Raw genomic sequence first — 19,157 nt, 5'->3', positions numbered from 1 at the left:
CCACCTCTGAACCCCGCCTGCGGGCGCACTGTGGCTTGTCGCGCAGTTCCCCGCGCCCCTAGGGGGCGCTGCATGACGCTACCGCGGCCCCGCAAGGGGCGCGGGGAACTGCGCGACAAGCCACGACGCACCAGCAGACGAAGGGCCGCGCTACGCGTAATCGCACCCGTTCAGCCCGCGATAGACAAAGCGCGTCAGCGCCTCCGTCACCTCGTCGTCCGTGAGGGCGTCGAACTGCTGCCGCCAGCTCTGCAGGAACGTGTGGACCAGCCCGAACGCCATGCGGACGGCCAGTTCCGGCGGCCCCGGCAGGCTGCGGCCGGCATCCGTCACGGCCGTGACGTGGTCGAGGATGTCGTTCGCCTCGGCAGCCGCGCGGCGGTCCACAGTGGCGGCGAACTCCTCGTTGACGAGTGCCGCCTGCTGCACGGCGCGGATCGTGACGACGTGTTCGCGGTAGTGGCGGATGTACGCCGCGACGTGCTGGCGCACGGCCTCGGGGTCGGTGAAGTCCTTCAGGTGCCCCGGTTCCGCGGCCACCGTGTCGGACTCGGCCGCCATGTCGGCCATGAGCGCCTCCAGCAGCGCTTCCTTGCTGCCGAAGTGGTTGTAGAAGGAGCCCGCGGCGCGGCCGGCCTCGGCCGTGATGTCGGTGATCTTCGTGGCCAGGTAGCCGCGTTCGGCGAACACCCGCTTCGCCGCGGCCTTCAGTGCGGCCTCGGTCTCCGCCGCCCTTTCCTTGCGCTTCACGGCACCTCCCTTGACGGGAACGGTATCAACACTGAAAATGAATACAGATTCAGTGAATCATCATTCACTCACCCGAGGGGGACCCAGACCCATGCACACGCTCATCGCCGGAGCCGGCCCGACCGGCCTCACCCTGGCCATCGACCTCGCCCGGCGCGGCCTCGCCGTCCGCGTCGTCGACAAGGCGGACCGGCACTTCGCCGGCTCGCGCGGGGACACCCTCCAGCCGCGTACCCTCGAGGTCTTCGAGGACCTCGGCGTCCTCGACGCCGTGCTCCGGCAGGGTTGCCCGGTGCGGGCGACGCGCATCCACCTCGACGGAGCCCACGTCATGGACCGGCGCATGGTCGAGCCCGCGACCCCGACCCCCGACGTGCCGCACCCGAACCCCTGGGTCCTCGGGCAGTCGCAGACGGAGGCCGTCCTGCGGGACCGGCTCGCCGGCCTCGGCGTACGCGTCGAACTCGGCACCGCCCTCGTCGGCTTCACCCAGGACGCGGACGGGGTGACCGCCCGCCTGTCGACCGGCGAGACCGTGCGCGCCGCCTACCTCGTGGGCGCCGACGGCGCGAGCAGCACCGTCCGCAAGGCGCTCGGCATCGCCTTCCCCGGAACGACGGACGAGGCGACGCGCATGCTGATCGCGGACGTGGCGGCGGACGACCTGGACCACGACTGGGGCCACTGGTTCGCCCGCGCCTCCGATCCCCTGCGCGGCGTCCACCTGAGCCCGCTGCCCGGCGCGGACCGGCTCTTCCAGTACCACGCACCCCTGCCCGACGGCGTCACCGAAGCCCCGCTGGAGACGCTGCAGGAGATCCTCGACGGGTTCGTCACCGGCGTCCGGCTGAGCCGCCCCGCCTGGTCGAGCATCTGGCGGCCCAACGCCCGCCTGGCCGAGCGCTACCGCGTGGGGCGCGTCCTCCTCGCCGGCGACGCCGCGCACGCCCACCCGCCGACCGGCGGCCAGGGCCTGAACACCGGCGTGCAGGACGCCTACAACCTCGGCTGGAAGCTGGCCGACGGCTCGCCGGAACTCCTCGACACGTACGAGACCGAACGGCGCGCGACGGCGGCGCGCGTCCTGGGCATCTCCTCGGAACTGCTGCAGCGCTACAAGGACAAGTCCGAGGACGCGCTCGAACGCGGCGAGCACACCCGCCAGCTGGACGTCACCTACCGGACCGCCCCCGCCTCTCAGGGCCGCATCGTCGCCGGCGACCGCGCGCCCGACGCGCCGGTCACCGACCCGGACGGCCGGCGGATCCGGCTCTTCGACCTCTACCGCGGCCCGCACCCCACCCGCCTGGCCTTCGGCGCCCCGGCCCCCGACGCGCCCCACGCGTACGCGGTGCTGCGCCCGGGCGACGCCGCGCCCGGCGGCCCGTACGTCGTCGACCACGACGGCCACGCCCACGCGGCGTACGACGCCTCGCCCGGCACGCACGTCGTCGTACGCCCCGACGGTTACATCGGCTCGCGCAGCTGACGCATCAGCGCGGTCTCCCGCTCCACGTGCGAGAGCTTCTCCGGGTTGCGCACGGCGTACAGCCCGGAGATGAGGCCGTCGTCGAAGCGCACCGCCAGCACGGTGTCGATCGCGCCGTCGAGGGACATGACCAGCGCCGGATGGCCGTTGACCTGCGCCGACCGCATCGAGAACCGGCCGGCGACCTTGCCCAGCCCGCCGATCAGCAGACGGCCCACCTTGTCGGCCCCCGCGACCGGCCGCAGGACGGCCTTCTTGATGCCGCCGCCGTCGCCGAGGAGGACGACGTCCGGCGCGAGGATGTCCAGCAGGCGCTGCAGATCGCCCGTCTCGGTCGCCTGCCGGAACGCGTCGAGCGCGTCCTGGCTCTCGTTCCGGGAGACGACGCCGCGCGGCCGGCGCGCCGCCACGTGCGCCCGCGCGCGGTGCGCGATCTGGCGCACGGCGGCCGGCGTCTTGTCGACGGCCTCGGCGATCTCGTCGTACCCCAGGTCGAACACCTCGCGCAGCACGAACACCGCCCGCTCGGTCGGCGCGAGCGTCTCCAGGACGAGCATCATCGCCATCGAGACGCTGTCGGCCAGCTCGACGTCCTCGGCCACGTCCGGGGCGGTCAGCAGCGGCTCGGGCAGCCAGGAGCCGACGTAGGACTCCTTGCGCCGGCCCAGCGCGCGCAGCCGGCTGAGCGCCTGGCGGGTGGTGATGCGCACGAGGTACGCGCGCCGGTCGCGCACGGCGTCGAGGTCGACGTCCGCCCACCGCAGCCAGGTCTCCTGCAGGACGTCCTCGGCGTCGGCGGCCGAGCCGAGCATCTCGTAGGCGACGGTGAACAGCAGGTTGCGGTGGGCGACGAAGGCCTCGGTGGCGGGGTCGGTTGTTGGCGTCACGCGCACAAGACGCCGGCCGGGCCGCTCCTGTGACGCCGGCAGGCGGTGACATGAGCCACACCGGCGTCCCGTCACAGAAAACGGCCCGTCGGCATCTTGTGGTCACCCAGTGCACGACCACAAGAGAGCACGAGAGAGGACGACGACGTGATGGACACCCGGTTCAACATGTTCGAGAACGAGTTCGGCAACAAGTTCCTCAAGCGCTTCGCCAACGCGGGCATGGCCGTTCAGCAGTCGCCGCTGCCGACGTCCACGCAGCACCTCGTATCGCTGCGCGCCAGCCAGATCAACGGCTGCGGCTGGTGCGTCGACCTGCACACCAAGGACGCCGTGGCCGACGGCGAAACCGCGGTCCGGCTGAGCCTGGTCGCGGCCTGGCGCGAGTCCACGGTGTTCACCGAGGCCGAACGGGCGGCCCTGGCCTTCGCCGAGGAGGGCACCCGCCTCGCCGACGCCCACGAGGGCGTCTCCGACGAAACCTGGGCGCGGGCCCGCGAACACTACGACGACGACCAGCTCGCGGCCCTGATCTCCCTGGTCGCCCTGATCAACGCCGCCAACCGCCTGGCCGTCCTCGTCCACCAGAAGGGAGGCTCCTACGAGCCCGGCATGTTCGCAGCAGTACTGAACTGACACCTCGAACCGAACCGACACTCGATCCCCCCTGAGCGCGCCGTAGGCTGTTGCGGTTGCGGCCGCTCAGGGGGGAATCGATGACCACGAACGCGACGTGCGAGGAAACGCCCCAGCAGCTTCCCGTGACGCCCGGCACAGCCATCACGGGATTGCTTGTGCCTGCTTTCACCGTAGGCGGCGTTGTCAGTTCCATGCATGCGGAGGACATTGAGGGCGACTGGTCCTGGAAGCAGCAGCTGGCATGCCGGCACATGCCCTTCCCCATCTCGGAATACGCCGCCGCATGGCTCGGCCTGGCCCTCGGCCTGGGGGCAGTGGCCGCCTGCGTGCTGGTGGGCACGCGGATCCACCGGCGGTACAACGTCCCGCTCTGGCAACAGTGGCCGGGAGCGACGGCCTTCGTCTGCTTGTGGTTCAACCTGCTGGCCGTTCCGATGGAGCTGATCACGCTGTACGAGGCGTATTCCGTCGCCGACTCGGGTGTGTTCCTTGGTGACTGTGGCTAGCCGTCCTACCACACCGGCCACGTTCCTCGCCGCGCCGTGGGTGCCGGCCGAAGTCCGCAGGCCCCGCCAGCGTGCCGTGTCCGTCAGTGGCCATTGGCCTTGGCCTGCACCACCGGTTCGGCACCAGGGGTGCAGGCCGCCGCGGCGAGGTTGTCCACGCCTGTCATGCCGCAGGCTTTTGCAGCCAGTCCGCCTCCGTGGTCCAGAAGAGGTCGCGCGCGCCAAGGTAGTCACGGGCGAAGTCCGTGAACCGTTCGCGGGTGTACGGTTTGCCGGTCTTGGGGTCCTTGGCCTTGACGTCGGGTTCCTGGACGGCCATGGCGACGAGGGGGAGCGAACCCTTGTATTCGTGGAGGAACTTGTAGGAGTTCGCCATCTGATACGGCCGGTCGGGCAGGGTGTCCGGGCCGCCGATGCCGATCCTCTTGTCCCGGGCGAGGTCGAACATCTCCTTCATGCGCTTGTGGTCGTCGTCGTCCGGCAAGAAGTTGATGTACTGGATGAACTGCGTCTTGGTGAAGACCTTTTTGCCGTAGGACATGTTGTCGATCTCGGCGTCGATGTAGGACTTCGAAGTGTACTTGGCCCGGTCCTTCTTGGTGTCCACCTCGACCGCGGTCTCCGGCAGGTTCACTCCGGCGAGCTTGCCGTCGAACTTCTCGGCCATCGCCTTGAGCAGGCCCTGAAAGTCCGCTCGCACCTTTTTGTTCCACTGTGCGGCCATGGCCCCGTGGGAGGTGACGGTGTCGGGGTTCTCGTCGATCGTCGGCGCGATTCCGCCCTCATCCTTCACGTACTGGGGAAGGTTGGCGTCCTTCATGTCCACGTCGAAGAACCGGTCCTGAACCTGGACGAACAACTTCTTGTGACGTTGCTGGAGGTACGTCAAGGCGGCGTCCAGCCGCGACCACTTGTACTCCCCCTTCCGCCCTTCGAGGGCCTTCCAGGGCACCACCACCTGCACACCGCCGATGTCCTTGCGGTCAATCATGGTCTTGACCTTGGGGTCCTTGCCGGACGTGGCATCCTCGAACGCGCCGAGCGACATGTACAGGTTGTCCGTCACCTTGCCGTGGGGCGAGGCGGGGGCAGGAGCCGCGCCGGCCACCCCGGCGCCCGCCGTCAAGACCACGGCTGCGAGGACAACAGATCCGACTGCACCACGTTGCGTCATCATGCTCACGACGCTAGGGGAACATTCTTAGCGAAAGATAAGAGCGCCTGGTCGGTCCTCGTCACGCTGCTGGGGCCGAATGCTCGCGCTGCCGTTCTCCAGGGGGACCCGATGGAACTTGCCCAGATTCGCCTTCTCGTTTCGGACTTCGCCGGCTGCTATCGCTTCTACCGGGATGTCCTGGGCCTGAAGCCGCAGTTCGAAGCGGAGGAAGGCCCGTACGCGAAGTTCACTCCCGACGGGGGCGGCGCGGGCATCGCCTTGCAGGACCGCACGCAGATGGCCCAGGTCCTGGGCGACCTCGCGCCGGCCCCGACCGGCTACCGGTCCCTTGTCGTCCTGCGGGTTGACGACATCGGCCGCTCCTGCAAGGACATCGCCGCGCGAGGAGCCGAGCTCGTCCACGGCCCTGCCCCCATGACGGACCGCATGCGCGTCGCCCATCTCATGGACCCCGAGGGAAACCTCGTCGAACTCCAGGAGTGGCTTGTCCTGCGCGGATGACGTGCCCGCTTCGCTTCGTCGTAGCGCGGGCTGGAAGATCGCGGTGCTCCTGGACGTTGGCTGCAGGTGTGAAGATCGGCGAAGCTTCCAGAGTCAGCGGTGTGAGTGCGAGATCGTTGCGGCACTACGAGGACGAGGGCTTGATCGTCCCGGGCCGATTCGGCAATGGGTTCCGCGACTACTGCCAGTCCACGATCGACCGGGTGCTCGTCATCCGCTCGCTGCTGGAGTCCGGGCTGCCCGTGCGGTTGATCAGGGATGCCCTCCCCAGCCTCACCGACGGATCCCATGCCGGAGCCGACGCCGTGGGCGCGGAGTTCCTGCACGAGGTCCAGAGTCATCGTGATCGGCTCGCCGCCCGCATTGCCGTTCTCAGAGATCAGCAGGCAGCACTCGACGCCTACCTCCGCGAAGCCCGCCGCACCGATCTCTGACCGTCACTTGACCTTGACGCAAGTGTCAGCTTTCTACGGTCGGCGCATGGAGATCAAAGAGCAGCACATTGCCGGGCAGACCGTACGAGCACTGGTGCAGCGATCGCACTCGGGACCGAAGGATCTGGCCCTCACGACCGATCACCCTCGGCCCACCCCGGGGCCCGGCGAGTACCTGATCCGCGTCGGGGCCGCCGGGGTCAACTTCGCTGACGTGATGCAGTCTCACGGAACGTACGGAGGAGGCCCGCAGGCACCCTATGTGGCGGGCTTCGAGGCCGCCGGCGAGATCGTGGGGGTCGGCCCGGACGTCGACAGCCCCCTTCGGCTCGGCACCCACGTCGTCGGAGCCGGACCGGGTGCCTTCGCGCAGTACATGACGATGCCGGCCGCGGGTGTCCTGCCCGTGCCGTCCGGCTGGAGCGATGCCGAAGCTCTCGGTCTGGTGCTGAACTGGGCCACCGCCTTGGCAGCACTGAAGACCCTGGGCGAGATCAAGGCGGGCGAGGTGGTGCTCGTGCATGCCGCGGCCGGTGGCGTGGGGCAGGCCGCCGTCCGCCTCGCCCGCCACTACGGTGCGCGGGTGATCGCCACGGCGTCACCCACGAAGCACGACACCGTCGAAGCACTCGGCGCCGACGAAGTCCTGGACAGCCGGCACCCCGACCTGGCGCAGGAGATCACCCGGCGGGTCGGCGGGGTCGATCTGGTCCTGGAATCAGTGGGACAGGCCACGTTCAAGACCAGCCTGTCGGTCACCAAGCCCTTCACCGGGCGCATCGTCGTGTTCGGCGCGGCATCCGGCGACGCCACCCTGACCACGCACGATCTGGTCTTCACCCACCAGGTCCAGGTCAAGGGGCTGCACATCGGTGCGCTGGCGGTCACGGCCCCGTCCCTGTACCGGACGTTGCTCGCCGAGATCGAGGCCCTCATCGCCCGCGGTGTGTACCCGCCCGGCACCCCTGAGGTCCACCCCTTGGCCGAGGGGGCCAGGGTGCTGGAGCAACTCGAATCGGGCCGGACCCGGGGGAAGCTCGCCCTCGATCCCTGGCGTTAGGAACGCCCGTGCGGCGGCTACGCGCCGGCGTAACCAACGTCCTGGCCTCGTACATCTAGTCGCCGCAGAGTGCCGTGCTCAGGACGTGCTGCGTCGCCGCGTCCGCCTCCGGCGTCTTCGTGAAGTTTCTGTTGAGTGCGAGGGTCACCTGCCGCTTGCCGTCCGCCGTCGTGAAGCTGAACGTGTTGTAGCCCGCCACGCTGCCGCTGTGGCCCCAGACCGGGGCGTCCTTGCCGCAGTAGTTGATGGTGCCTTCCAGGCCCAGGCCGTAGGAGCGGCCCGCGCGGTCGGGGCCCATGGGCTGCATGGTGTGCATCTCGCGCATCAGGCGCGGCGGCAGCAGCTTTCCGTCGGCCAGGGCGCGGAAGAAGGTGTTGAGGTCGTGGGTGGTGGAGATCAGCGTGCCGGCGCTCCAGATGGCCGCGGGGCTGAATTCGGTGAGGTCGGTGGGGGTGGCCGTGGGGCCGTCCAGCCATTCGTAGCCGTTGAGGTGGGGGCCGGGCGGGAGCTGCGGGGTGGTGGGGAAGGAGGTGCCGCTGAGGTGGAGGGGGTGGATGATGCGCCGGTTGAGTTCCTGGCCCAGCGAGTGGCCGGTGAGGCGTTCCACCAGGAGGCCGAGCACGACGTAGTTGGTGTTGGAGTACGCCCAGGCCCCCTTCGCGCCGGGGTCGAACTTCCAGCCCTTTTCCACGGCCAGTGCCACCAGCTCGCGCGGCGTGTAGTCGGCGGTCCTCAGGGTCCGTATCGCGTCGGGCTTCTGCAGCAGGACGTCGGTCAGGAAGTCCGGCAGTCCGCTGGTGTGGTTCAGCAACTGCCGTACCGTGACGCGCTCGCCGTGGGCGCCGGGCGGTACGAGTCCGGGCAGGTGGCGCTCGACGGGGTCGTCGAGGCGGACCTTTCCTTCCTCGACGAGCTGCAGGACGACCGTCGCGACGAAGCTCTTGGTGACGCTCCCCGCCCGGAAACGATCCCCGGCCTCGACCTTCACCGACCGCCCGCTGCCCAGCTCCGCGACACCGCTCGTCCCGCGCCACACCTTGCGCCCCTCCCGTACCTCGATGACCGCGCCGGGCACGCCGGCCGCCACCGTCGAGTCCAGGGCCTGCTGGAGGGCGGTCGTGCGCGGCGTGGCCGCGTCGGCCGGTGCCGCCGCCACCTGGGGCAGTACGGCGCCGGCGAGCAGCGCGGCGACAACGGCGGTCTTGCCGGACGGAAGCATGGGACACCCGGGCCTTTCTCGGCTCTTCGGTACGGACGAGCTGATGCCCCATCAACTTATGTGCCCCACCGGCATGCCTGATCATGAGCGAGGTGGATTCGCCGCGTCCCGCCCCCTAAGGGAACCCCGCACGTACGCCCCCGCCCGCGCCGCCGCCTCCGCCGCCGCGGCCGCCTGCGTCGCCGCGGCCTCGTCCGGCGGGGCCGGGGTCGTCAGGAGGCGGTAGTAGAGGGGGGCGGAGACGGCGCGGACGACCTCCCGGGGGTCCGTGCCGGCGGGGAGTTCGCCGCGCTGCACGGCCTGTTCGACGCAGGGGGCCCACTCCTCCACCCGCCGTTCGTAGAAGCGGTGGAGGGCCTGCGCCGCCTTCTCGTCGCACGTCGCGGCCGTGATCAGGGCCTTGAACAGGGGCCCCTGGCGCGGGTCGGTCAGCGTACGGCGGACGAGGTCGGCGTTGGCGCGCAGGTCGCCGCCGAGGGTGCCGGTCTCCGTGCGCGGTACCGACTGGTCCGCCATGTCCTGCAGGAGGTCGGCGACGAGGCCGGCGGCCGTGCCCCAGCGGCGGTAGACCGTCGTCTTGCCGACGCCTGCGCGGCGGGCGACGTCGGTGAGGTCGAGGCGGGCGAAGCCCGCCTCGGTGAGGGCGTCCTCGGCGGCGCGCAGCACCGCTTCCCGTACGCGCGCCGTACGCCCCCCGGGTCGCACCGTGCCCGGCTCGGCCGCCTCGCCCGTCATCCCATCCTCACCCGCCATAACGGGACTCCTGTTCCATTAATGCTCCGGCCCTGCTATCTTCCCTACTAACGGAACTATAGACCCGTTAGCCTCTCGGAGAGGGATTCCCCATGGACATGGACACGGGCACGGACACGGGTACGGGCACGGGCACGGGCATGGAATACAGGCGACTCGGCGCTTCCGGGCTCCTCGTCCCCGCGCTCAGCTTCGGCGCCGGCACCTTCGGCGGGCAGGGGCCGCTCTTCAGCGCCTGGGGCACGGTCGGCGGCGACGAGGCGCGGCGCCTCGTCGACATCTGCCTGGAGGCCGGCGTGAACATGTTCGACACCGCCGACGTCTACTCCGCCGGCACCTCCGAGGAGGTGCTCGGCCAGGCGATCAAGGGCCGCCGCGACCAGGTGATCGTCTCCACCAAGACCGGCCTGCCCCTCGGCGACGGCCCCCTCGACGCCGGCACCTCGCGCTCCCGCCTCGTCACGGCCGTCGACGCCGCCCTGCGCCGGCTCGACACCGACTACATCGACCTGCTGCAGCTGCACGCCTTCGACGCCGGCACCCCGGTCGAGGAGGTGCTCGACACCCTCGACGCCCTCGTCCGCGCGGGCAAGGTCCGCTACACCGGCGTCTCCAACTTCTCCGGCTGGCAGACGATGAAGTCCCTCGCCGCCGCCGACCGCCACGGCCACCCCCGCTACGTCGCCCACCAGGTCTACTACTCCCTCATCGGCCGCGACTACGAGTGGGAGCTCATGCCCCTCGCCGTCGACCAGGGCCTCGGCGCCATCGTCTGGAGCCCGCTCGGCTGGGGCCGCCTGACGGGGAAGATCCGCCGCGGTACGCCGCTGCCCGCCGACAGCCGGCTGCACGCGACCGCCGACTACGGCCCGCCGGTCGACGACGAGCACCTGTACCGCGTCGTCGACGTGCTCGACGAGATCGCCGAGGAAACCGGCAAGGCCGTGCCGCAGATCGCCCTCAACTGGCTGCTGCAGCGCCCCACCGTCGCCACCGTCCTCATCGGCGCCCGCAACGAGGAGCAGCTGCGCCAGAACCTCGGCGCCGTCGGCTGGTCCCTCGCGCCCGAGCAGGTCGCGCGGCTCGACGCCGCGAGCCACCGCCCCGCCCCCTACCCGTACTTCCCCTACGAGCGGCAGGCCGCCTTCGCCCGCCTCAACCCGCCCGTGATCCCTGCACCGCAGGAGCGGTGAGGGCCGCCAGCAGCCAGTCGTGCGCGACCCCGGCGGTCGGCTCCGGCCGCCCGCCGGGCGGCGTCGCGACCTCGGCCACCAGCTCCCAGTAGCGGTCGAGCCGCGGGTCGGACCCCAGCTGCCCGGCCAGCCGCCGGCGGAAGGCGGCGCTGTCGCGCGTGCCGTACGCGCTCGCGTACGCGGCGACGAAGCAGTCCAGCGCCTCCCCGGGCTGCGGCGCCCGGTTCCGCCGGAGGGCGACGGCCGCCAGTTCGTACGCCTCGGCCAGCCCCTCGTACAACACCGCCGCCCCGCGGGCACCGGCCACCCCGTGAACCTCCGGCTGCGGGCGCACAGCGCCCGTACACGGCGCGGACACCAGCGCGCACAACCGCGCGAACGCCAACACCTGCGCCGGCGCCGGCTCGTCGGGCGGCCGCGGCACCGCCACCTCCAGGAACCGCTCCGTCGCCCCGCCCGGCATCCGCGCCGGCAGCCACGCCCGCCAGAACCGCACCAGCACATCGGTGCTCGGCGCCGCCGTCACCGCCCCCACCAGCCGCAGCCGCTCGGCCCGTTCCCCCGGCGGGCACTCCTGCACCAGCCGCAACCCCGCCTCCCGCCAGCGCAGCGCCTTCAGGCCGGAGGCGACCTCGCGCAACTGCCCGGCGACCGCGTCCTCCAGCGCCCGCTCCCCCGCCGCCTCCTCGTCGAGAACCCGCCGCACGTCCGGCACCGGCAGCCCCAGGGCCCGCAGGGAACGGATCAGGCGCAGCCGGTCCGGCGCCTCGGGCCCGTACCGGCGGTGTCCCCCGGCACTGCGGCACGCCTCCGGCAGCAGCCCGCGGTCGGAGTAGAAGCGGACGGTCTTGACGGTGACGCCGGCCGACTGCGCGAGCTCACCGATGCTGCACAGGCCGTCCTGCGACATGAACACTTGAACCTCCACCAAGGGGAGTTCCTAACGTAACCGCCATGACCACCGCATTGACCACGTTCATCCTGGTGCCGGGCGTCTTCACCGGCCCCCACGTGTGGGAGGCCACGGCCGCCCGCCTGACCGCCGCCGGCGCCGAGGTGCGTACGCCGGCCCTCACCGGCGGCCCGGACCTCGAAGCCCACATCGCCGACGTCCTGGCAGCAATAGATGCCGTCGATCCCGCCTCCGGACGGCAGATCGTGCTGGCAGGACACGACTACGGCATCCACCCGGCCGTCGGCGCCGCCGACCGCCGCGCCGACCGCATCGCCCGCATCGTGTACGTGGACTCCGGCATGCCCCGGGACGGCGTACCGGCCCTGGCCGCCGTCCCCGACCAGGAGCTCTCCCGGCGCCTGGCCGAGGCGGACGGGCCGGACGGTGAAGTTCCTCCCCCGGCCGACGCCGCCGAGTGGCAGCGCTGGGGCAGTACGGACGGCATCCCGGCCGCCGCCCTCGACCGCCTCACCGCCCTCGCCACGCCCCAGCCGGTGGGCACGTTGGTGCAGCCCCTGCGGCTGACGGGCGCGGTGGCCGCCGTCCCCACGACGGGGGTGCTGTGCACCGGCAGCGGCACGAGCATCGAGATGCTGCAGATGCTCGTTGGCCTCGGCGACCCGGCCCTGCAGGCCCTCACCGACCCGCGCACGAGCTTCTTCGAACTCGCGACCGGCCACTGGCCGATGCTTTCCTGCCCGGACGAACTGGCCGACGTCCTGATCGCCGCGGCCGGCGGCGAGGGCCACCGGCTCAAGCCGGCCGCAGCCGGCGAACCGCCCACCCACCTGCGGCCGTTCCTGCTGGACGTGCCCGAGGTGCCGCGCGAGCGCCACGGCACCGTCGACCTGTACCTGCCGCCCGGCACCGACGGTCCGCTGCCCGCGATCGTCTTCGTCCACGGCGGCCCGGTACCGGCCGGCGCGCAGCCCACGCCGCGCGACTGGCCGACGTTCGTGGGGTACGGCCGGTACGCCGCGGAACAGGGCGTCGTCGGCGCCACCCTCGACCACCGCCTCCACGACGTCGGCGACTACGAACGCGCGGCTGGCGATGTTGCCGCCGCCGTCGAACTCGTACGAGCCGACCCGCGCGTCGACGGCGATCGGGTGGCACTGTGGTTCTTCTCCGGCGGCGGGCTGCTGACGGCCGACTGGCTGGCCGCGCCGCCGCAGTGGCTGCGGTGCGTCGCCGCCACGTACCCGATCCTCGCGCCGCTCCCGAACTGGGGCCTGACCGGCGACCGCTTCCGCGCGGCATCGGCGATCGCGCATGCGGGCGCGCTGCCGTTCCTCCTCACCCGGGTGGGCCTGGAGATGCCGGAAATCGCCGCCACGGTGGAGGAGTTCGTTGCCGCGGCCGAGGACTGCGGATCAAACATTGAGGTCATCGACGCCCCGCACGCCCACCACGGCTTCGAGACGCGCGACGTGACGGACGAATCACGCGCGGTGGTGCGGCGGGCCATGCGGGGTGTGCTGGCGCACTTGGGTGTCCACGGCGCCGCTTAGGAGCCGCGAGGCAGTACCGATTTGCGGCTGCCGCCACGTGGGCACGATCGGCCACCGACGGCCCGCCGCCGACACGCTGCCCGTCTGCGGGCGCGTCGTGGCTTGTCGCGCAGTTCCCCGCGCCCCTTCGGGGCGCCGTGGTCCTGCGTGACGAAGGTCCGCCGGACAGGCACCTGGCCCTTTAGACCTTCGTGAAGCAATGGCGTAGGCCGCCGGCGGGGCGGCGGTACGGGAGCCTGCGGCTGGCCGTACGGCAAGACCCGCCGTACGTTACCGGGCGCCGCCCGCCTTGAGCGCGCCCACGAACGCGGACCAGGCCCCGACCGGGATCAGGAGGGCGGGGCCTGCGGGGTTCTTGCTGTCGCGGACAGGGACGACGGCGGGGGTGGGGCCGGTGGGTATGTTGTCGGCGACTTCGACGCATTCCTCTTGACCGGCGCTGTACGTCGACTTCCGCCAAAGGTCGCCCACTTCAAGGCAGGCTTCTTGGCCAGTGCTGTAGGTCGACTTGCGCCAGAGGGCGCCCACCTCAAGGCAGTCCGTCTGCCCGTCACTGTACGACGACTTCCGCCAAACGACATGAGTCACATCGGCTCGCATGTGCTGAACTCCTTCATGGCCTTCTCGATCCATCTCACAGACGTTTCCGGTGGAAGCGCCAAGGCATGAAGGCGGTCATACCGGTGGGAATGCCGTGCCACGTCCTGCCGGTCCTTGACCAACCCGGTCAGGGTGCCGCCTTCCAGGTACACAATGTCTGGCGCATTGGCGAACGACAGAACTGTCACCGATCCCCCCATGCCTGCGTGACCCCCGGCCGCGAAGGGCAAGACCTGCATTTCAACGTTGGGCGCCGCTGCTGCTTCCAACAGGTAGGCCAGTTGCTCGCGCATGACAGATTCGCCGCCAACCGGGCGTCGAATCACCGCCTCGTCGAGTACCGCCCAAAGCAGAGGCGGCTCTTGCTTTGCGAGCACTTCCTTCCGGGCAAGCCGCAGCTGAACCTTCTCGTCGACTTCGTCGGGAGTGCACCATGGCAGCACATGGCGGATGATCTCCCGCGCATACGCCTCCGTCTGCAGCAGGCCAGGCACGGTGTGCGCCTGGTACTTGTGCATGGCAGTCGCCTTCTTCTCGTACTCCCGGTACTTCAAGAAGGCATTCGGCAGCGGGAAACGGTCAACATGGCACCACAAGTCCTTCAGGTCGCCGTCCGCGCCGAGGACCTCGTCCAAGCGATCCGAAACGTCCCGCGGCGGCGTCTCGTTGCCGAGCTCGAATTGCGCAATCCGGCTGTGCGCAATCGGCACGAGCGCGCCGAGTTCGCGCTGCGTGAGGCCCGCCCGGATGCGCAGTTTGCGCAGCTTCGCCCCGTAGAGGGCGGGGAGGGAGCGGGAAGGGTCGAGTTCCTTGGGTGCGGGCACCGTGCCACCTGTTTTCGAGTTGGAAAACCGAAAACCGTTACCCCTGGTGAGCGTAGCCCCACGGCGCGATGCTGAGAACCGGAACGGAGACACACACCCCACGACCGAGGTACCCCCACCCATGCCCTCACACGACAACCTCCGCCATGCCGCTGCCCGTACCGCCCGCGAACTCGCCGACGCCTTCCAGGCGCACGGCTGCAGCGTGCAGGTCGTACCGCAGCCGCCCGTCGACGGGCAGGTGTACCTGTCCATTCACGATCCGCTCACCGGGTACGAGGCAGAACTGCTGACGGCCGCGTTGGCCGCGTACACGGCCCCCCACGCACCCACGCCCTGCGAGGAGTGCCGGGCGATCAAGCGGAAGCGGGCGCGGGCGCTGCGGGAGGGGGATCGGGCGACGGCGGTGGAGATGGCGACGGTGATGGGGTTCCATCAGCGGTACGCGCACGCGTGACGATCACGATTCGTGATCGCCGCGAGTGCTGATCGCTCCTTGGTCGGCATCGCCTACGCTGCTTGACTCGTCGCATGGCAAGCACAGAACCCAAGGACGTCGTACGCACCTACTTCGACGCGCTGGCGGCGGGCGATCAGGATGCGATCTGGAACGCGTGGGCTGCCGACGGCAGTTGCTGGTACGCCGGGGATCTGCCGATCTCGGGCACGTGGGAGGGCCGGGAACAGGTGATCAACGGCTTTCTGGCCACCGCCTTCGCGCACCTCGACCCGGAGCGGGAGGTCGGTCTGCGGGTGACCAACCTCTTCGGTGAGGGCGATCAGGTGTTCGTGGAGTGGGATTCGTGGGCGACGGGCCGGACCGGCCGGCCGTACCAGCAGAAGAACAGCGGCGTCTTCACCATCCGCGACGGGAAGATCGTGAGCATGCGGGAGTACGCGGACACGCAGCACTGGGAGCGTGCGCTGGTCGATCCGCAACCCGTACGGGTGTCGGAATGACGGAATGCGCGCTTCCGGGCGGGCGTCTGCCGTACGTTGCGGCTCATCGGGTTGCTTCGTCCGTATACGGAGCGACCCCCGACGCTGGCTGCAACCGGCGAACGGGGGTCTACACCCGCTAGGAGACGAGTCCTCCCGCAAATGCCCACGCATGTTATCGCTCCCACGCGTTCCTTCACTCAGCTTCCGAACGAGATCCTGCGCAACCCGCGGCTGTCGTCCGACGCCGTACGCCTGCTGGCCTGGCACGTCTCGCTGCCGCCCGGGGCCGACGCCCCGCCCCTCTCCGACACGGCCCGGCGCGCCGGGATCAAGACGACCGCCTTCCAGCGCGCCAAGCGCGAACTGAAGGCCGAGGGCTACGTGCACGAGTGGCGCACGCAGGGGCGGCGCGGGCGGTGGGGGACGTTCCAGCTCGTGTCGAACGTCCCGCTCACGGACGAGGAGGCGCGGGCCGTACGGGACGGGTGGGCGTCACCGAGTACCGAGGAACCGGCAGTCGGTGGACCGGAGTGCCCGCCGGTCGGTCGCTCCCCTGAAAAGACCGGGGGGACAACATCCCTCCCTCCCCACCACCCGCTGGCCGACCGCGGGGCGGTCGTGCTCGCGTCCGTCGCCCGCGAGGAACGCAGACTGCGGCTGGGCAGGCGCGACATCCAGCAACTGGCGCCCCTGGCGGGCGAGTGGCTGGAGCGCGGGGCGACGCTGGCGGAGGTGCGGGAGGCACTGACGGCCGGGCTGCCTGCGCAGATCCACTCCGTGGCGGGGCTGGTGCGCAACCGGCTCCTGCGGAAGATGCCGGAGGCCGCTCCCGCGGCCCCACCGCCCGTACCGCTGCTGACCTGCGCAGGCGGCTGCGGCCGCGTCGTACGGGGAGCGGACGCGACCGCCACTTGCCGGGAGTGCCGAAGCACACCGGCGGCGGACGTGTCGGGCGCCGTGGAGGCCACGCGCCGCGGCATGGCCGCGGTCCGCGAGGCCCTGCGTGGGGGCCTGGGGCCCGCGACGGCACCGGTCTAGGGCGGTGTCCAGCGCCCCCGTAGGGCGCGGGAGGTGGCGCGTCGGCTGCGGGCCGTCGGTGGCCGTTCGCGCAGTTCCCCGCGCCCCTACGGGGCGCTGGGTGGGTGGGTTTGGTGGCGGAGTGTACGCTGCGCCGCTGCGCGGCTTGGGGGGCGGAGGGCCGGGCTGCGCCCTGGGCGGCCCACCCGCTGCGCGGCTGGAAGCGCGCACCCGGAAAGGGAGCGGTGCCCGGCACCGGGGTGGGTGATGAAGCGAAGCTGCGCCGCTGCGCGGCTGAAGGGCGAGTCCCGCAAGGCGGAGGTCACCCCGGATCGCAGTGAAGCCCGCCGCTGCGCGGCTTGGCAGCCTTACCCCTCACCGCGAGGGCACCCCCGCGAGGGTTTCCGCTGCCAAGACGGCACGCAACCCGGTTCGGGCCCTCCTGACAGCGCAGCGAAGCGGAGCGACCGCCCAACAAGGAAGGGAAACGCCGCCAGCACGGGGCTCGCCCTCAAGCCGCGCAGCGGCGGGCCTCACTCCACCAGACAAACGATTCCGCGCACCCACACACTCCCGGGCTCGCCCTTCCAGCCGCGCAGCGGGTGGGCCCCCAGGGCGCAGCCCGGCCCTCCGCCCCCCAAGCCGCGCAGCGGCGCAGCGCACACTCCACCACCAAACCCACCCACCCGCACCCGCACCCGCACCCACATCGCGCAGCGCCCCGGGCATGGCGCGCCCGTAGCGGCGGTGCCTCGCCCTACGGTGGTCACCATGGATGGCACGGCCCCGGTGTCCGCGCAGAACGAAGAAGGTGCCGATCGCATCGGCCTGCTGACGTCCCGGCTGAAGGAGCGTCTGTACGCGACGATCACCATGATCGCGGTGGTCGTCGCCCTGGCGTACTCCGGGCATGCCGGGCCGGCAACTGCCGCCGTGTCGGTCGCGGCCACGGCGGTGGGATTGTGGCTGACGTCCATCGTCGCGGACGGGCAGGCGCACCGGATCATGCACCGGCCTGGGGTGATCAAGCAGTACCTGTGGGAGACGTTGTTCGTCTCCAGCCCGCTGCTGCTGTCAGCCGTCGGGCCGCTGATTCTCATCCTGCTGTCCGCCCTCGGGGCGATTGCGCTGCATACGGCGCTGCTCACCGCAGCCGGGGTCAGCGTGGCGACGCTGTTCGCCTGGGGCTGCTACAGCGGGCTCCGGATGGGCAGCGGCCTGGTTGTCGCGCTGCTGGCCGGTACGGCCGACGCGGCGATCGGTACCGCCGTCGCCCTGGTCAAGGCCGCCGGCCACTGAAGGCACTGAACTACTCCTCCCCCTGGGACCACGCCGCCACCGGCAACGACAGGTACACCCCGAAGTCCCCCAACCCGGGCGTAGCTGTCGCCATGCGCTCGCGCAGCTCGTCCACGCGCCGCTGGCGGTCCGCGGCCCGGCTCTCGAACCACTTCGAGTGGATCTCCACGACCACGTCCAGGCCCCCACTGTCCAGCGGGCCGGACTCGCGGAAGCGCAGCACCACGTCCCCCGGCTGCAGGTCGCCGTCGTACGGCTCCTCGGGGCACTCCACGGCCAGCGAGACCAAATGCGGCAGGACAGAGCGCAGTTGATGCAAAACGTCCTGCGGGACATGTGAGGCGTAAGTGATGTCAACAAGCGGCATCCCGCGATGCTAGCCAGCCCGTTGTCAGTGGTGCCCGGCATCATCATCTCCATGACGCAGAGTTCCACCGGGGCGGCGCTGCACGCGCTTGCCCGTACGCACCTGCCCGCCGACGTCGCGGAGAAGTGGATCGGCCTGTTGCGGCCGGGGATCCGGCTGGTCGCGGCCGACGAGGGCGAGCCCGTCGTCGGGCAGCTGGGCGGGCGGCCGGCGCTGCCGGAGGGAGTGGAGTGGCCCGTCTGGGAGGGGAACGGGCCGCTCAGCTTCATCGCCTCGGTGGACTGCGCCGCGCTGCCCGTCGGGGAGTTGGACGTCGCGCTGCCGGTGGACGGCACGCTGGCGTTCTTCTACTTCGACGGGCAGCTGGGCGAGCACGGGGAGGGGTTCCTCTCCGGCGACGATCCGGACGGCGCCGCGGGCGCCCGGGTCCTGTACATACCGGCCGGGGCCGTCACCACGGAACGGCCCACGCCGGACGGGCTGGACGCGCACCCCGCCGTCCGGCTCACGGCGCGCCTCACGGTCACCGCGCCCGACCACTACCACCACGCCGCGGAGGAAGTCCTCAAGGACGTCGACGTCCCCGACGAGCTGGACGACGCGATCAACGACGTCATGGGCGATGTCGGGCACCGCATCGGCGGCCACGCCGTGCCCGTGCAGGGGCCGGTGGAGGAGGAGGTGGCACACGGCCTCCTGGGGCCGGGGACGTCGTGGAAGGACCCGCGCATGGCAGAGGAGGCCCGCCGCTGGACGCTGCTCGCGCAGTTCGACACCGACGACGAGGCCGACATGATGTGGGGCGACTGCGGTGCCCTCTACTGGCTCATACGCCCCGAGGACCTGGCGGCGGGGCGCTTCGACCGCGCACGGATCACCATGCAGTGCTGCTAAGCGGCTGCCGCCGCGGGGGCCGGGCGCAGCACGGCTCTTCGTCTGCGGGCCGTCACTGGCCGATCGCGCAGTTCCCCGCGCCCCTACGGGGCGCCCCGTAGGGGCGCGGGGAACTGCGCGACAAGCCACGACGCGCCCGC

22 protein-coding genes are annotated in these 19,157 nt (G+C 71.1%); 13 read left to right on the top strand and 9 right to left on the bottom strand.

Going from position 1 to position 19,157, the window contains the following annotated elements; translation table 11 throughout:
• Positions 1-150 precede the first annotated feature (150 nt).
• On the bottom strand, positions 151-750 hold the full coding sequence (locus ABD361_RS01615) for a TetR/AcrR family transcriptional regulator (protein ID WP_344432754.1): 600 nt from the start codon (positions 748-750) through the stop codon (positions 151-153).
• 91 nt (positions 751-841) lie between these two features.
• Between ABD361_RS01615 and ABD361_RS01610 the strand changes: the two genes are divergently transcribed.
• Positions 842-2,239 carry an FAD-dependent monooxygenase gene (locus ABD361_RS01610; protein ID WP_344432753.1) on the top strand — a complete coding sequence of 466 codons (1,398 nt, stop codon included), beginning with the start codon at positions 842-844 and terminating at the stop codon, positions 2,237-2,239.
• Here ABD361_RS01610 and ABD361_RS01605 read toward each other — a convergent pair.
• Entirely contained in the window at positions 2,218-3,126 is a 909-nt protein-coding gene (locus tag ABD361_RS01605; RefSeq protein WP_344432752.1) for an RNA polymerase sigma-70 factor, read from the bottom strand. The genes ABD361_RS01610 and ABD361_RS01605 overlap by 22 nt on opposite strands.
• Before the next feature lie 150 nt (positions 3,127-3,276).
• On the opposite strand from ABD361_RS01605, the gene ABD361_RS01600 reads away from it, so the two are divergent.
• Entirely contained in the window at positions 3,277-3,762 is a 486-nt protein-coding gene (locus ABD361_RS01600; RefSeq protein WP_344432883.1) for a carboxymuconolactone decarboxylase family protein, read from the top strand.
• Between the two features lie 80 nt (positions 3,763-3,842).
• Positions 3,843-4,271: a hypothetical protein gene (locus ABD361_RS01595; RefSeq protein ID WP_344432751.1), complete on the top strand. Its 429-nt coding sequence runs from the start codon at positions 3,843-3,845 to the stop codon at positions 4,269-4,271.
• A gap of 163 nt (positions 4,272-4,434) precedes the next feature.
• Here the strand turns inward: ABD361_RS01595 and ABD361_RS01590 are convergent, their stop codons facing one another.
• Positions 4,435-5,448 carry a hypothetical protein gene (locus ABD361_RS01590; protein ID WP_344432882.1) on the bottom strand — a complete coding sequence of 338 codons (1,014 nt, stop codon included), beginning with the start codon at positions 5,446-5,448 and terminating at the stop codon, positions 4,435-4,437.
• Positions 5,449-5,556: 108 nt separating this feature from the next.
• Here ABD361_RS01590 and ABD361_RS01585 point away from each other — a divergent pair, with 108 nt between their 5' ends.
• From ABD361_RS01585 to ABD361_RS01575, 3 genes are all read left to right on the top strand, one after another.
• Positions 5,557-5,949 (top strand): VOC family protein, encoded by a 393-nt coding sequence (locus ABD361_RS01585; RefSeq protein ID WP_344432750.1) that lies wholly within the window; start codon positions 5,557-5,559, stop codon positions 5,947-5,949.
• A gap of 68 nt (positions 5,950-6,017) precedes the next feature.
• Positions 6,018-6,383: a MerR family transcriptional regulator gene (locus ABD361_RS01580; RefSeq protein WP_344432749.1), complete on the top strand. Its 366-nt coding sequence runs from the start codon at positions 6,018-6,020 to the stop codon at positions 6,381-6,383.
• A 217-nt stretch (positions 6,384-6,600) separates the two neighbouring features.
• On the top strand, positions 6,601-7,443 hold the full coding sequence (locus ABD361_RS01575) for a zinc-binding dehydrogenase (protein ID WP_344432748.1): 843 nt from the start codon (positions 6,601-6,603) through the stop codon (positions 7,441-7,443).
• A 55-nt stretch (positions 7,444-7,498) separates the two neighbouring features.
• On the opposite strand, the gene ABD361_RS01570 is transcribed toward ABD361_RS01575, so the two are convergent.
• Together ABD361_RS01570 and ABD361_RS01565 are read right to left on the bottom strand one after the other, a co-directional pair.
• Positions 7,499-8,662 carry a serine hydrolase domain-containing protein gene (locus ABD361_RS01570; protein ID WP_344432747.1) on the bottom strand — a complete coding sequence of 388 codons (1,164 nt, stop codon included), beginning with the start codon at positions 8,660-8,662 and terminating at the stop codon, positions 7,499-7,501.
• Between the two features lie 81 nt (positions 8,663-8,743).
• Positions 8,744-9,397: a TetR/AcrR family transcriptional regulator gene (locus ABD361_RS01565; RefSeq protein WP_344432881.1), complete on the bottom strand. Its 654-nt coding sequence runs from the start codon at positions 9,395-9,397 to the stop codon at positions 8,744-8,746.
• Positions 9,398-9,555: 158 nt separating this feature from the next.
• Here ABD361_RS01565 and ABD361_RS01560 point away from each other — a divergent pair, with 158 nt between their 5' ends.
• A complete protein-coding gene (locus ABD361_RS01560) occupies positions 9,556-10,608 on the top strand; it encodes an aldo/keto reductase (protein ID WP_344432880.1) in 1,053 nt (350 codons plus the stop codon).
• Here the strand turns inward: ABD361_RS01560 and ABD361_RS01555 are convergent.
• Entirely contained in the window at positions 10,571-11,524 is a 954-nt protein-coding gene (locus ABD361_RS01555; RefSeq protein WP_344432746.1) for a helix-turn-helix domain-containing protein, read from the bottom strand. The genes ABD361_RS01560 and ABD361_RS01555 overlap by 38 nt on opposite strands.
• 50 nt (positions 11,525-11,574) lie before the next feature.
• Between ABD361_RS01555 and ABD361_RS01550 the strand changes: the two genes are divergently transcribed.
• Positions 11,575-13,074: an alpha/beta hydrolase gene (locus ABD361_RS01550; RefSeq protein ID WP_344432879.1), complete on the top strand. Its 1,500-nt coding sequence runs from the start codon at positions 11,575-11,577 to the stop codon at positions 13,072-13,074.
• A 270-nt stretch (positions 13,075-13,344) separates the two neighbouring features.
• Here ABD361_RS01550 and ABD361_RS01545 read toward each other — a convergent pair whose 3' ends face one another.
• Both ABD361_RS01545 and ABD361_RS01540 read right to left on the bottom strand, forming a co-directional pair.
• Positions 13,345-13,545, bottom strand: a complete 201-nt coding sequence (locus ABD361_RS01545) for a DUF397 domain-containing protein (RefSeq protein WP_344432745.1) — start codon at positions 13,543-13,545, stop codon at positions 13,345-13,347.
• A 113-nt stretch (positions 13,546-13,658) separates the two neighbouring features.
• Positions 13,659-14,498 carry a helix-turn-helix domain-containing protein gene (locus ABD361_RS01540; RefSeq protein WP_344432744.1) on the bottom strand — a complete coding sequence of 280 codons (840 nt, stop codon included), beginning with the start codon at positions 14,496-14,498 and terminating at the stop codon, positions 13,659-13,661.
• Positions 14,499-14,619: 121 nt separating this feature from the next.
• Between ABD361_RS01540 and ABD361_RS01535 the strand changes: the two genes are divergently transcribed.
• From ABD361_RS01535 to ABD361_RS01520, 4 genes are all read left to right on the top strand, one after another.
• Positions 14,620-14,955 (top strand): hypothetical protein, encoded by a 336-nt coding sequence (locus ABD361_RS01535; RefSeq protein WP_344432743.1) that lies wholly within the window; start codon positions 14,620-14,622, stop codon positions 14,953-14,955.
• Between the two features lie 74 nt (positions 14,956-15,029).
• Positions 15,030-15,458: a nuclear transport factor 2 family protein gene (locus ABD361_RS01530; RefSeq protein ID WP_344432742.1), complete on the top strand. Its 429-nt coding sequence runs from the start codon at positions 15,030-15,032 to the stop codon at positions 15,456-15,458.
• A gap of 141 nt (positions 15,459-15,599) precedes the next feature.
• Positions 15,600-16,478 carry a hypothetical protein gene (locus ABD361_RS01525; RefSeq protein ID WP_344432741.1) on the top strand — a complete coding sequence of 293 codons (879 nt, stop codon included), beginning with the start codon at positions 15,600-15,602 and terminating at the stop codon, positions 16,476-16,478.
• 750 nt (positions 16,479-17,228) lie between these two features.
• Complete coding sequence (locus ABD361_RS01520; RefSeq protein WP_344432740.1) at positions 17,229-17,756, top strand: hypothetical protein; 528 nt, start codon at positions 17,229-17,231, stop codon at positions 17,754-17,756.
• A 10-nt stretch (positions 17,757-17,766) separates the two neighbouring features.
• Here the strand turns inward: ABD361_RS01520 and ABD361_RS01515 are convergent, their stop codons facing one another.
• Positions 17,767-18,123: a hypothetical protein gene (locus ABD361_RS01515; protein WP_344432739.1), complete on the bottom strand. Its 357-nt coding sequence runs from the start codon at positions 18,121-18,123 to the stop codon at positions 17,767-17,769.
• Between the two features lie 51 nt (positions 18,124-18,174).
• Between ABD361_RS01515 and ABD361_RS01510 the strand changes: the two genes are divergently transcribed.
• A complete protein-coding gene (locus tag ABD361_RS01510; protein WP_344432738.1) occupies positions 18,175-19,017 on the top strand; it encodes a YwqG family protein in 843 nt (280 codons plus the stop codon).
• The last annotated feature ends 140 nt before the right edge of the window (positions 19,018-19,157 follow it).

It is taken from the genome of Streptomyces luteosporeus, assembly GCF_039532865.1.
GTDB lineage: Bacteria > Actinomycetota > Actinomycetes > Streptomycetales > Streptomycetaceae > Streptomyces > Streptomyces luteosporeus.
Note: the sequence above shows the minus strand (reverse complement) of the source record. Positions and strands in the feature narration are given on the sequence as shown.